The sequence below is a fragment of the Hylemonella gracilis genome (assembly GCF_004328645.1).
Lineage (GTDB): Bacteria > Pseudomonadota > Gammaproteobacteria > Burkholderiales > Burkholderiaceae_C > Hylemonella > Hylemonella gracilis_B.
The window spans coordinates 2407797-2421185 of record NZ_CP031395.1 but is presented as its reverse complement, the minus strand read 5'-3'; the positions used below and the strand labels follow the sequence as shown (position 1 = coordinate 2421185).

General features: G+C 63.1%; 9 protein-coding genes and 1 pseudogene. 5 read left to right on the top strand and 5 right to left on the bottom strand.

From position 1 onward, the window contains the following. Positions 1 to 56 precede the first annotated feature (56 nt). Positions 57 to 3038 carry an adenylate/guanylate cyclase domain-containing protein gene (locus DW355_RS11490; RefSeq protein ID WP_131280228.1) on the bottom strand — a complete coding sequence of 994 codons (2982 nt, stop codon included), beginning with the start codon at positions 3036 to 3038 and terminating at the stop codon, positions 57 to 59. Between the two features lie 294 nt (positions 3039 to 3332). Here DW355_RS11490 and DW355_RS11485 point away from each other — a divergent pair, with 294 nt between their 5' ends. The 3 genes from DW355_RS11485 (at position 3333) to pal (ending at position 6605) form a co-directional block, all read left to right on the top strand. After that, positions 3333 to 4691, top strand: a complete 1359-nt coding sequence (locus DW355_RS11485) for a cation:proton antiporter (RefSeq protein ID WP_131280226.1) — start codon at positions 3333 to 3335, stop codon at positions 4689 to 4691. Further along, positions 4681 to 5829, top strand: coding sequence for a YbdK family carboxylate-amine ligase (locus DW355_RS11480; protein ID WP_131280225.1), 1149 nt, complete (start codon positions 4681 to 4683; stop codon positions 5827 to 5829). Before DW355_RS11485 ends, DW355_RS11480 begins: the two co-directional genes overlap by 11 nt. Positions 5830 to 6047: 218 nt before the next feature. After that, positions 6048 to 6605, top strand: coding sequence for a peptidoglycan-associated lipoprotein Pal (pal, locus tag DW355_RS11475; RefSeq protein WP_131280223.1), 558 nt, complete (start codon positions 6048 to 6050; stop codon positions 6603 to 6605). A gap of 145 nt (positions 6606 to 6750) precedes the next feature. Here pal and DW355_RS11470 read toward each other — a convergent pair whose 3' ends face one another. Genes DW355_RS11470 through DW355_RS11460 form a run of 3 tightly spaced genes read right to left on the bottom strand, consistent with a single transcriptional unit; the run spans position 6751 to position 9598 of the window. Beyond that, positions 6751 to 7728, bottom strand: coding sequence for a 2-hydroxyacid dehydrogenase (locus tag DW355_RS11470; RefSeq protein WP_131280221.1), 978 nt, complete (start codon positions 7726 to 7728; stop codon positions 6751 to 6753). A gap of 13 nt (positions 7729 to 7741) precedes the next feature. Then, positions 7742 to 9166 (bottom strand): sodium:proton antiporter, encoded by a 1425-nt coding sequence (locus DW355_RS11465; protein ID WP_431733165.1) that lies wholly within the window; start codon positions 9164 to 9166, stop codon positions 7742 to 7744. 21 nt (positions 9167 to 9187) lie between these two features. Next, positions 9188 to 9598, bottom strand: a complete 411-nt coding sequence (locus DW355_RS11460) for an acyl-CoA thioesterase (protein WP_242671129.1) — start codon at positions 9596 to 9598, stop codon at positions 9188 to 9190. A gap of 308 nt (positions 9599 to 9906) precedes the next feature. Here DW355_RS11460 and DW355_RS11455 point away from each other — a divergent pair, with 308 nt between their 5' ends. Together DW355_RS11455 and DW355_RS11450 are read left to right on the top strand one after the other, a co-directional pair. Next, complete coding sequence (locus tag DW355_RS11455; protein WP_131280218.1) at positions 9907 to 10467, top strand: phasin family protein; 561 nt, start codon at positions 9907 to 9909, stop codon at positions 10465 to 10467. A 332-nt stretch (positions 10468 to 10799) separates the two neighbouring features. Next, positions 10800 to 11854: pseudogene (locus DW355_RS11450) on the top strand (extracellular solute-binding protein). Positions 11855 to 11953: 99 nt separating this feature from the next. Here DW355_RS11450 and rimO read toward each other — a convergent pair. Beyond that, entirely contained in the window at positions 11954 to 13387 is a 1434-nt protein-coding gene (rimO, locus tag DW355_RS11445; protein ID WP_131282635.1) for a 30S ribosomal protein S12 methylthiotransferase RimO, read from the bottom strand. Positions 13388 to 13389: the final 2 nt, after the last annotated feature.

The following is a 13389-nucleotide window of genomic DNA, read 5'->3' as shown; positions in this document are numbered from 1 at the left end:
TGCTTTCCAGGCGCACGGACGACGGTCGACCACCACCGGCCCTGGTTGGGCCGGGCTTATTTGTGCTCGCGGGTGTAGACCCCGTCCCAATCGGCCGGTGGCGGGTTCTGCTTGTACTCGAGGCAACGCTCGACCAGTTGTTGCACCGCCAGGTCGGCTTCCCCGCGGACCTGCTCTGACTCCTTGAACTTGGCGATGGCCGCGTCCCACTTGCGCACCAGGTACAGATCCAGGCCTTCCCCGTAGAGACGCGCGGCCGCCTGGCGCTTGCGGACCTCGCTGCCCAGTTCCGCGTGCTCCAGCTCGGGCCACTCGGCAATGGCCTCGTACAGCACCACGGGCTCGCGCTTGCCCTTGACGCGCACCAGGTCGAGCTTGCGCGCGAAGACGTGGTCCTTGACCTCGACGTACACCGCGTCGGAGATCAGCAGCGAAACGCCATAGTCCTTGCCGGCGGCTTCCAGCCGCGCCGCCAGGTTCACGGTATCGCCCATCATGGTGTAGGACGCCAATGCATCCGTGCCCATGAAGCCGACCTTGGCCAGACCCACGTTGAGGCCGATGCGGATGCGCATGTCGTGCACCTCGGGCATGTAGCGGTTCTCGCGCTTCCACAACTGGCGCAGATCTTCCAGCTTGCGCAACATCTTGAGCGAGGCGCGCACGGCCTTGAGGCTGTGGTCCTCGACCGGCACCGGCGCGTTGAAGATACCGACGATGGCGTCACCGATGTACTTGTCCAGGACGCCCTCGTGCTCCTTGAGGATGAGCGTCATGGCCGACAGGTATTCGTTCAGCAGGTTCGCCAGTTCGACCGAGCTGAGCTTCTCGCTGATGCCCGAAAAGCCGGCGACATCCGAGAAGAACGCCGTGACCCGCAATTCGGACCCGCGCTTGAGCGCCGCCATGTCCTTCATGGCCTCACCGACCACCACGGGATCGATCATGTTGCCCAGGATGCCCTTGATCTTCTCGCGCTCGCGCAAGCCACCCACCATTCGGTTCAGGGCCCGGGACAGGCTGCCGAATTCGTCCGCGCCCTTGGTGGGAAACGCCACCTCCAGATCGCCCTGCCCCACCTTCTCGGCGTTGCGGATCAGGCGCTTGATCTTGCGCACCGCGAGGTAGGAAATGGCCACGGCCAGCAACACGGCGGCACCGAAGATCAGCAAGGCCATGTCGACGGCCTTGTCACGGTTGCTCTGGATGGCGCGCAAGCCATCGGTGCGGTCGACGATGGTGCGCGTCATGCCGGCGAAGTTCTGCGCCAGCACGACCTGCGGCAGGTCACCGCGCCCCGAATCGGAGAACAAGGGCGAGGTGTCAAGTTTCCAGAGCTCCTCCTCGGCCTCGGTCCGGCTATTGCCGATCAGCCCATCCGAGAAAAGCGTTTTCAGCAGCGGCGTGGGGGTCTCGCTCTGGCCGGAATAAATCCATTCGCGCAAGGCCTTCCAGCGTCGCAAGGATGTGGCGCGATCCTCGGGGGAGCGCACGGACCGCAGGTAATCGGTGCCGTCGGTGCGGAAACGCACGAGCAACTGGTCTTCCAGCGCCGAGTCCCGCAGAAATCCCAAGGCTTCCGTCGGCGGACGATCCTCTTCGGAGGGCGGATGGTCCTTCAGATAGCTTTCATACAGCGCATTGCGTTGCTGCACCAGTCTGGCGTACCGGTCGTACTGCGCCCGAAAGGCCGCATCCTGGTAGGGGGGTGTCGGTGGGTTGGTCTCCCGCAGAACCTTCATGCGGGCACGCAATACCGGTGGAATCTTGGCGAGTTGCGCAAGAATGGGTTTTTCCTCTTCCGCGTACGCCGCCCAGGCCCAGGGGGGAATCTCCTCGCCCCGCTCGTTGAACCGCACCTTGAGGGCGGGACGCTTCTCCTCGAGCAGGCGCGCTCTTTCGGTCGAGGCGGGATGCTCGAAGTACGGCGAGTACAGTGCCTGCAACTCCAGGCCTTCCATGCGCACGGCCACCGGCGTCAGATCGCGCTGCACACCATTTTGCTGGATGGAGGCAAACGCGCGCAGCAGGCTGTCCTCCATGGCATCGCCGACATCCAGTTGATTGAGCGCCGAAGCAGGATCAAAGATGCGGGTATCGACGGCGGCCTCGGGCCGGAGCCCGGGCTGCAGACCCAGGACGGAGAAAGTCTGGATACGGAACCGCCCGGTGTCGAGGCCGAGTTCCTGGATCTTGCGCTTGCGCGCTTCCAGCAGATGCGCGATCACGCTGGTGTCCAATTCACTGCGCAATTTGCGCGTCTGGATCGACTGCTTGCGCACGCGCTCTTCAGCGGCTTGGGTCTCCGCAGCGACCTTCACGCGCGCCGGGTCACCTTCGGGTTTCTGCTCGGCAAGCGCGCTCTCGCGCTGTCGCCGTTCCAGCAGGCGGTCCTTGAGGCCATCCAGCTCGCGGTCCGCGAGCACGAGTTTCTTGGCCTGGGCCTGCAAGGCAGCGAAGGCCCGATCGGAAATCGCGCCACCGCTCTGCTGCAGAAGCAGCAGCACGTTCTTCTCCAGCACCTGGGTGTCATTGTTCGAGAGGTAAGTGGAGAAATAGTTGTCGCTGGTCTTGGTCTGCTTCTCCTCGACCTTTTCCGTGCCTGCCAGGCCGAACCAGTTACTCTTGATGCCGAGGAAGGATGTCTCCTTCTTCTTCTCCGTCACGGTCACGGTGGTGGTGACGGTCTGGTATTTCTTGAGGGCCTGCGTCTGCTCGCCGACGCGCAGGCGAAACTCCTCCACGCGTATCAGGCTCTGGGAAATGTTGTCGACTTCCAGCACCAGCGACGAGATGTAGTTGCGGGAAATGGCCGCCTCGCGCTCGTAGCTCTCCCGCAGGATTTCGGTCTGCTGGTAGACATAGCTGGTGGACAGAATGACGATGGTCCCCGCGATCAGGCTCCCGGTGAACACGGCGAGCCGGAACTGGATCCCGTTGAGCACCCGCCAGATCCAGCGCAGCACGGCCAGCACGCCACGGACCACGCGCTCGATCTGCGCCCTCAGCCTGGATTTGAATGATGTTTTTTGCTCCATGGCGTGTACGGGCACTTTTTTTGAGAAACTTGGACGGGTCGATCGGATTCAAAACCAAGAATTCTTCTTCAGATCATTCACACTGACAAGACTCGCGTGTGAACAATTACCTGCGCCGGGCCTCTGTCATGCTGCCAAGCAAGGCCCGTCGTGGTGACCAGCCCACACGGCGGAAGTTGTCGGGTCTGACCTGGGCATGCCTGGCCCAGGTGTATCCGGCCGTTACAACCACCCGTGGGCCAACCTTGCGCGCAAGCAGTTGGCCAAACCCACGGTATCTCAAAGGAGTCCAGCTTGTTCGATCTCATGTTCCACTGGTCGGAATGGATCAAGCCTTCCGCCGGTCTTCCTACTGTGCAATGGGCCCTGCTGCTGGCCGTCGCCGCGGCGACGGGTCACGGCCTGCAGCGCCGCTGGGGCCTGCCCAAGGTGTTGGGGTACTCCGTGATCGGAGCCCTGGCGGGCTTCTCCGGCTACACCACGGCAAGCTGGCCTCTGGACGGCATCGCCCAGTTCCTGATCGAACTGGGCCTGTCCATCGTGCTGTTCGAGGCCGGCGGACGACTGTCCCTGCGTTGGCTGCGGCTCAACCCCCTGCTGCTGGTGCAAAGCGTCGTTGAGACACTGATCACCTACCTCGTGGCACTGTGGGTGCTGCGCCTGTACCACGTTGATGCCGTGCTTCAGCATCCCCTGGCCCTCCTGCTCACGACCACCTCGCCGGGCCTGCTCATGCGGGTGGTCCATGACATGCGCGCCAGTGGTCCGGTGACCGATCGGGCGATCACCCTGTCCACGCTCAACACGTTCTATGTCCTGGCGCTCGGCGGCGTGATGGCCCGCCTCGTCGGCCCGATAGAAGGTCGGCTGGAAGGCCCTGGCATGGGCAACATGCTGGGCGCGATACCGGCCGTCCTGCTGCTGGTCTTCACCTCGGTGCTGGTGGGTGCCTTGCTCGCGCTGGCCTTGCGCAAAGTCTTGGCATGGATGAGTCCCAGCAGCGAGAACACCGCCGTGCTGCAGTTGGCATTGATCGCCGCAGGCACGGCTCTGGCCGCGCACTTCGGCGGCTCCGCGCCGTTGGCAGCGCTGCTGGCTGGCGTGCTGCTCAAGGCATGGAACCCGCGACCTTGGATCTGGCCGCGCCAGTTCGGCACGGCCGCCAGCGTGCTGAGCATCCTCACCTTCGTTCTCGTGGCCATGGCTGCCGCGCAGGCGCCTTGGCAATGGCAGGCCTGGTCGCTGGTCCTCGCCCTGGCGCTCACGCGAGGCGTGGCACGCATCGGCGGGCTGAGCGCCACCACATTGCTGGGCATGGGCAGCGGCGCCAGCCCAAGGCAGGCCTTCTGGGCTGCCAACGCCCTGTGGCCCATGTCCGCCGTGGCCTTGCTGCTGATTTCCCAGTTCGCTGAGTTCACTCCGACGATCGGCGCGGCGATTGCCGCGATCGCGCTGCCCCTGCTGCTGCTGCTGGAATTGCTGGGGGCGCTGCTGATGACGTGGACCTTGAACCAGACGCGGGAAGCAGGCGATCCGCCGAACGAACGCGCGATACCAACCGACGCGGCGGCCCCACCCCCAGAGGCGACGTCAGCCCCTGGCCACGCCAACCCCTCCACGCAAGACCGGGAAGACCTCCACCATGGCGCTTGAAATCTTTCATTCCTCCGAACCCCTGACGTTGGGCGTGGAGCTGGAACTGCAACTCGTCAACACGCACGACTACGACCTCGCGCCCTATGCCGACGACATGCTGCGCCTGATGCGCAAACACAAGCTGCCCGGCAGCGTGGTGCCGGAAATCACCTCCAGCATGATCGAAATATCCACCGGCATCTGCCATTCGCCGCAGCAGGTCCGGGAGGAACTGGGCCAGATCCGCGACGCCCTGGTGCACAGCGCCGACAAGCTCAACATCGCGGTGGTCGGCGGAGGCACCCACCCCTTTCAGCAGTGGCACGAACGACGCATCTATGACAAGCCGCGGTTCAAGGAGATCTCGGCGCTCTATGGCTACCTGTCGAAACAGTTCACCATCTTCGGCCAGCATGTGCACGTGGGCTGTCCAGACGCGGACAGCGCGCTGCTGATGCTGCACCGCATGAGCCGCTACATTCCGCACTTCATCGCGCTGTCTGCCTCAAGCCCCTTCGTGCAAGGACATGACACGGCCTTCGATTCGGCGCGATTGAATTCCGTCTACGCCTTTCCGCTTTCGGGCCGGGCGCCATTCGTGCTGCGCTGGGACGAATTCGGCGTCTTCTTCGACAAGATGACGCGCACTGGCGTCGTCAACAGCATGAAGGATTTCTACTGGGACATCCGGCCCAAGCCCGAGTTTGGCACCATCGAGATCCGCGTCTTCGACACGCCGTTAACCATCGAGCGCGCCGCCGCGCTCGCGGCCTACGTGCAGGCCTTGGCCGCATGGTTTCTGGCCGATGCCCCGTTCATGCCCGCGGAAGATGACTACCTCGTCTATAACTACAACCGCTTTCAAGCCTGCCGCTTCGGCCTGGACGCCATCTATGTGGACCCCGCCAGCGGTGAGCACCTGCCGCTGAGGGAGCATCTGTTGGCGACCTTGGCGCATGTGCGCCCGCATGTGCAGGCGGCCGGGGCGGACGGCGCGCTGGAACAATTGCGCGAGAGTGCGCGCCAGGGCCAGAACGACGCGCGCTGGCTACGCGAGGCACAGACCAAGGAACAACTCCTGGCCGAGGTTTCACGACAAGCGAGCTTGCGATTCAAGTCGGCCCTGCCGCCCACTGCGGCGACAGGCAGGAGATGAAGCCATGTTTTACGCATCTTTACCTCCCCGCCAAATCCGCACCAGCCTGCTGGGTAAACCCTTGATTTACCAGCGATTCTTATTTAAGGTCGGCGGTATCCAGCCCTAGGCCCACCTCATCTGAGGCTTGCCTGGACTGGCTCTTGGGCGCAAGACGCCTCCGACCCCTCGGCGGCATGGTGTCATGCCTGTCGCCGACTCACCCAAAGGAGAAATAGATGTCGTTAAAAAAATGGATTCTGCTTGGCGTGGCCCCCATCCTCACCTTGGTCATGGCCGGCTGCTCGTCTGTGGCCATGACTGATTCGAGTGCCGCGGGCACCACCACCGCCGCGGCGGCAGCGCCCAGTGTGACGACGCCCCCGCCGGAAGCCGCGCCCGCCGTCACGAATGCCCCCGCAGCCGCAGCCACAGCCCCGGCCGCCACCCAGGCGGACTCCATCGCTGACGTCGCGAAGTTGATCTATTTCGACTATGACAGCTCGGCGATCAAGCCCGAATTCCGCTCCGTGATCGAGGTCCATGCCCGCTTCCTGCAGGCCAACCCGAGCCGCACGGTCACGATCGCCGGCCACGCCGATGAACGCGGTGGCACCGAATACAACCTTGCGCTGGGTCAGCGCCGCGCCGATGCCCTGCGTCAGATGCTGGTGCTGTTGGGCGCGAAGAGCTCGCAGATCGAAACGATCAGCTACGGCAAGGAAAAACCGGCGGTCCGAGGCAGCAACGAAGCGGCCTGGTCCAAGAACCGGCGCGACGAAATCACCTACAAGTAAGTCAAGGAGGCGGTCTGCGGACCGCCTCTGCATTTCACGGGCCTCTCCTTGCCGCGCGGCACGCTGGCCTGCTGCGAGAAGCTCGCAAGAGGCAGGGCATGTCCCGAACCCTGCGCCTGGGGTTGGGGGCTGGCTGCGAGACCAGTCAATTCAAGGGCGTGATCGCCTTGCCGCTCTGGAAGTAGGCAATCAGATTGTCCGCCGCGAGTTCGGCCATGGCGCGCCGGGTCGGCACGCTGGCACTGGCGATGTGCGGCGTAAGCACCACGTTCGGCACCGTCAGCAGTTCCGGATTCACCTTGGGCTCCCCCTCGAACACATCCAGTCCCGCAGCAGCAATGCCACCGCCCTTGCCGGCCTTGCGCAGGGCCTGCACCAGGGCGTTTTCATCAACGATGCCGCCGCGCGCGATGTTGACCAACGTGGCCGTGGGTTTCATCAACGCCAGCTCCGCCGCGCCGATGATGTGGTGTGACTCCTTGGAATACGGCAGCACCAGCACCAGGTGATCGGCCGTCCTCAGCAAGGCTTCTTTGCTCACGTAACTGGCCTTGCATTCGCTTTCCAGCGTGGGAGCTAGGCGACTGCGATTGTGGTAGATGACCTTCATGCCAAAGCCGTGCGCACCGCGCTTGGCGATGCCCTGCCCGATGCGTCCCATGCCCAGGATGCCCAGGGTGGCACCATGAATGTCCGCGCCGGCGAACATGTCATAGGCCCACTTGTGCCATTTGCCGGCACGCAGGTATTGCTCGCTCTCGGTGATGCGACGGGCCGTGGCCATCAACAAGGCAAAGCCGAAGTCCGCCGTGGTCTCGGTCAGCACGTCCGGGGTGTTGGTGCCGAGGACACCATGCGCGGACATCGCGTCCAAGTCGAAGTTGTTATAACCCACGGCCATGTTGGCGCAGATCCTCAGTCGCGGACACGCCTCCAGCACCGCCTTGTCGATGCGCACGCTGCCGGTGGTGAATGCACCGTCCTTGTCGCGCAGCTTGTCAATCAGGCGCGCGCCGCTCATGTCTTCATCGGACTGATTGGTTTCCAGCTCGAAATGCGGTTCCAGCTTGGCGATGATTTCGGGAAAGATCGCGCGCGCCACCAGGACACGGGGTTTGCTCATCAGGGGCTCCTGGTCAACGGAAGAAAACGAAGGTCATCAGCACGAACAGGGGCACGAGGATGCCCACCGACCACAGCATGTAGCCAAAGAAGCTGGGCATCTTCACGCCACGGTCCTCGGCGATGGCCTTGACCATGAGGTTGGGCGCGTTGCCGATGTAGGTGTTGGCGCCCATGAATACTGCGCCCGCCGAGATGGCCGCCAGCGTGGTGGCCATCGAGGTCATGAGCAAGGCTGGATCTCCCCCCGCCGTGTTGAAGAAGACGAGGTAGGTCGGGGCGTTGTCGAGAAAGGAACTCAGGGCGCCGGTGGCCCAGAAGTACATGGCGGGGTTCGGCGTGCCGTCGGTGTTGGTGACTGCCGCAACGACGCCACCAAAAGGCCCGTTCACGCCAGCCTTCAGCATGGCAATCACGGGAATGATGGTCAGGAAGATGCCGGCGAACAGCTTGGCCACTTCCTGCATCGGACCCCATGAAAACTGATTGTTGTCGTGCACATCACCCGGGGTGAGCTTCAGCGAAATCAGCGTCACGGCGATCAGGCCGGCGTCCCTGGTCAGACCGGGCAATCCGACTTCCGTGCCGAACACATTGAACACTACGCCGGGCTCCCAGATGCCACTCATCAGCACCAGGGCCACCACCACGACCAGCAAGGCGAAGTTCACGCCCCCCTCGAATCCGACCCGCGGTGTGTCTGGCGTGGGGTCCGCGGGCTTGATCTCCTCGCGCCGGTGGTAGTACCAGCCGTCCAGCACATAGAACAGGGCCAACAAGACGCCAACCAGGAACAACGTATCGGGCCAGATGTGCTGCAAGGTCCAGAAGAAGTCCACGCCTTTCAGAAAGCCCAGGAACAACGGCGGATCACCCAGGGGCGTCAAGGAGCCGCCCGCGTTCGAAACGATGAAGATGAAGAAGACGATGACGTGCACCTTGTGGCGACGATTGTCGTTGGCGCGGATCAAGGGGCGGATCAGCAACATTGACGCCCCCGTGGTACCCATGAAGCTGGCCAGCACCGCACCGATGGCCAGGATGGCCGTGTTGAGTCGCGGGCTGCCGTGCAGATTGCCCTTGATGTAGATGCCGCCCGAGACCGTGAACAGCGCCGTCAACAACAGGATGAAAGGGATGTACTCGGCCAACAGTGCGTGGACCAGACTGTGCGCGGCGAGCGTGGGCCCGAAGGCAAAGGCGAACGGCAGCAGGAAGGCCAAGGCCCAGGCGGCCGCGATCTTGCCAAAGTGGTGGTGCCAGAAGAATGGCGCCAGCAGCGGCACCAGCGCAATCGACAGCAGGATCCCGGCGAAGGGAACGCCCCAGAAGGCAGAAAGCTGGCTTCCGTCCAACTCCGCCGCTGAAACCAACCCTGGCAAGAAGCCCGCTCCCAACACCAGCGTCAGCATCGCGCGTCGCAGTTGCTTCACATTCATTCCCATTCCTTGAGCGCCCATCTACTCTTTTTCCTTGTTACCAAACGATGTCATGACCCGCCCTTCCCCGCTCAAGGCCAACGTCGCCGCCCGCAGCGCCGCCGGCAGCGGGACCGGACGACGCGTGTGCCGGTCCACGTACACATGCACCAGATGACCTTGCGCAGCAGCGGTCTGCGCCTGCGGGGCGTAGATGCCGATTTCGTAACGCACGCTGCTGCTGCCCACATGGCCGACCCGCAGGCCGACCTCGATGTCCTGAGGAAAACCCAGGGAGGCGAAGTAATTGCAATGATTTTCAACCACCAGGCCAATGGTCTGGCCCGATTCGACTTCCAGCAGGCCCTGATCAATCAACCAGGCGTTGACCGCCGTGTCGAACCAACTGAAATAGACCGCGTTGTTGGCGTGACCATAGGCATCGTTGTCCATCCATCGCGTTCCGAGCGTGCGAAACACCCGGTATGCCTCTCGCCTTTCGGCTCTGGGGCGCGTCGGCCCCACCTGTGAAGTTGTCTGCCCGGGGGCCTTGCCCGTCTTTTCCGTCATGAGGCGGCATTCTGCCAGCCCCGTCCGCACCGCCCCATTAGGGCTTGGCCCCTAAAGCGTCGAAACAGGGCTCAAAAGCCTTGTGTCCGAGCACCGTCTCCCTACAATGGGCCGCATGTTGCAGTGCAACATATCGCGTGAGCCCCGTGGTGTCGAAATCGTTCTGAAACCGTTTCCTCAAGGAGTACCGTATGCTGACCGCTGAACAAGTCCTGGCCACCAACAAGGCCAACATCGAATCCCTCTTCGGCCTGACCAGCAAGGCTTTTGAAGGCATTGAAAAACTGGTGGAGCTGCATCTGGCCGCCAGCAAGGCTCTGCTGGCCGATACCGCCAGCCAGACCCAGACCATGCTGAGCGTCAAAGATCCACAAGAATTGCTGACCCTGCCCTCCAGCCTGCTGCAGCCGCTGAGCGAAAAGGCGGCCAGCTACGGTCGCGAGGTGTACGAGATTTCCACCACCACTGGCGCGGAGTTCAGCAAGGCCTTCGAAGCGCAGTTCGCCGAGGTACAGAAGAAATTCCAGGACCTGGTGGACAGCACGGCCCAGAACGCGCCGGCCGGTTCGGAAACCGCCGTGGCCCTGTTCAAGAGCGCCGTCGCAGCCGCGAACAATGTGCTGGAAAGCGCGCAGAAATCCGCCAAGCAAGCCGCAGCCCTGGCGGAATCGAACATCAAGGCAGCGACTGCCAGCGCCATGGATGCCGCCTCCGGTGCGGTTGAAACCGGCAAGGCCAAGAAGCGCGCTTGAACAGGCAGCACCGGCCCTGTTTTTTACAAGGATTTACAGTCGCCGACTGTACAGACCGGTGGAAACCCTGACATAATTCACTCATCGGAAGTTGATTTCGCTTTATGAATTGACATTCATGAAGTTTCGTTGATCAATTTCCACCGTTTGTCTCCTCGGGTCCTTTCGTAAGCTCAGGCTTCAGGGATCCCTTCAAGGCCCCATCCTCGGATGGGGCTTTTTTTTGCCTGTCTCGACAGGCCCGCCAAATCCCTCCAGCTTTCTGACATTTACTGAGAACAATTCTCATCAAATATAAGATGCGGGCTTCACCGTTCCCGAGAACAATTTCCATGAAGCTCTTCGCCTTTATTCCTTTTGCTCGCCGTCTGGGCGCCCTGCTACTGCTGCTTGGTGGCGCCGCGCATGCTCAGCAGGTGCTGAATGTCTATTCCGCCCGGCATTACCCCAGCGACGACATTCTCTACGCTGGTTTCACCAAGAAAACAGGCATCCAGATTCAACGGGTCGACTCGGACGATGCCGGCATCATTGCCCGTCTGCGCGCCGAAGGTGCTGCATCTCCGGCGGACGTGATCTTGATGGTCGATGCCGCGCGCCTCTACCGCGGCGAGGCCATGGGCTTGTACCAACCGGTCAAGTCCGCCGTGCTGGACGCGGCCATTCCCCTGAACCTGCACGGAACCGCCAATGCCGACGGCGCGGCCAGCTGGTATGGGTTCTCCACGCGTGCTCGCGTCGTGGTGTTCGACCCGCGCAAGGTCAAGCGCGAGGACGTGGACACCTACGAGGAACTGGGTGATCCCAAGAACAAGGGCAAGCTGTGCATCCGCTCCGGCTCGCACCCTTACAACCTGTCGCTCTTCGGCGCGGTACTGGAACACATGGGCGAGGCCAAGACGGAAGCCTGGCTCAAGGGCATGGTAGCCAACATGGCCCGTGACCCCAAGGGCGGTGACACGGACCAGATTCGCGCAGTCGCCTCGGGGAATGCGCGATCGCCGTCACCAACAGCTATTACCTGGCGCGCCTGATGAACGCGAGCGCCGCGGAAGACCGCGCGGTCGCCGACAAGGTGGAAGTCGTGTTCCCCAACCAGAACAGCTGGGGCACGCACATGAACATCGCGGGTGCCGCAGTGGCGCGGCATGCCCCCAACCGCGCCAATGCCATCCTGTTCCTCGAATACCTGGCCAGCCCGGAAGCCCAGGACGTGTTTTCCAACGCCAACAACGAATGGCCCGCCGCGCGCGGCATGAAGCCGAACAACCTGGCGCTGCAACGCATGGTCGGTTCAGGGTTCAAGAGTGAAACCATCCCGATCAGCGCGGTCGGCAAGAACACGATCCAGGTTCAACAAATGCTGGACCGGGTCGGCTTCAAGTAAGCCGCGACTGGCAGCCCCGGCATAGCCCCAATGGAAACGGCCATGGCATCTTCGCCATGGCCGTTTTTTGTGGGCTAAACAGATGCCGATGCGCGAGGCTCAGATCGGCATGGCCACGAGGTCGTGCCCGTCGGTTGCGACGATGCGCGCCTTGGTGAACTCCCCGGCCTTCAGGGTTTTGCTGATTTTCTCGGGCGGCAACAGACGCACGGTGCCGTCGATCTCCGGCGCATCGGCGTAGCTGCGACCCACGCCGCCCTTCTTGCCCAGGCCGGGCGCGGAATCCACCAAGACTTGCATGGTCGCCCCCACGCGCCGCTGCAGGCGCGCGATCGAGACCTCCTCGGCCACGGCCATGAAACGCTGGCGCCGCTCCTCCCGCAACGCGTCCGGCAAGGCCCCCGGCAGTTCATTGGCCGCCGCGCCACGCACGGGACTGTAGGCGAAACACCCGGCACGGTCGATCTGGGCCTCGCGCACGAAGTCGAGCAGGTGCGCGAACTCTTCCTCGGTCTCGCCTGGAAAACCCGCGATGAAGGTGCTGCGCACCACGAGCTCGGGACAGATCTCGCGCCAGCGCTGGATGCGCTCCAGGTTCTTCTCGCCACTGGCCGGGCGCTTCATGCGCCGCAATACCTCCGGATGGCTATGCTGGAAAGGCACGTCCAAGTAAGGCAGCACCAGGCCTTGCGCCATCAGGGGCAGGATGTCGTCCACGTGCGGGTAGGGATAGACGTAGTGCAGGCGTACCCAGGCGCCGTGCTGCGCGGCCAGCTCGCCCAGGGCCTGCACCAGGTCGAGCATGCGCGTCTTCACCGGCTTGCCGTCCCAGAAACCGGTACGGTACTTCACGTCCACGCCATAGGCCGAGGTGTCCTGGCTCACCACCAGCAACTCCTTCACGCCGCCCTCGAACAAGGCCTTTGCCTCCTTCAACACATCACCAACCGGACGGCTCACGAGGTCGCCGCGCATCGAGGGGATGATGCAGAAGGTGCAACGGTGATTGCACCCTTCGCTGATCTTCAAGTAGGCGTAATGGCGCGGCGTGAGCTTCAGACCCGCCTCGCCAAAACCGCCCGGCACCAGGTCCAGGAAAGGATCGTGCGGCTTGGGCAGGTGCAGATGCACCGCGTCCATCACCTCCTGCGTGGCGTGTGGCCCCGTCACGGCCAGCACGCTGGGGTGCATCTGCCGTACGAGGTTGGCGCCGCCCTCGCCGCCTTCACTCCCGCCCACGGTGCGCGCCCCCAGGCAGCCCGTGACGATGACCTTGCCGTTCTCGGCCAGCGCTTCGCCGATCGTGTCCAGACTTTCCTTCACCGCATCGTCGATGAAACCACAGGTGTTGACGATGACCAAGTCCGCGCCGGCGAAGGTCTTGGAAGTCTGGTAGCCCTCTGCGCTCAGTTGCGTGAGGATGAGCTCGGAGTCGGTCAGGGCCTTGGGGCAGCCCAGGCTGACAAAACCAACCTTGGGTGCCGCCGACAAAGCCGACGCGGGTGTAGTGGCAGCATCCACGGAAGTTTGCATGT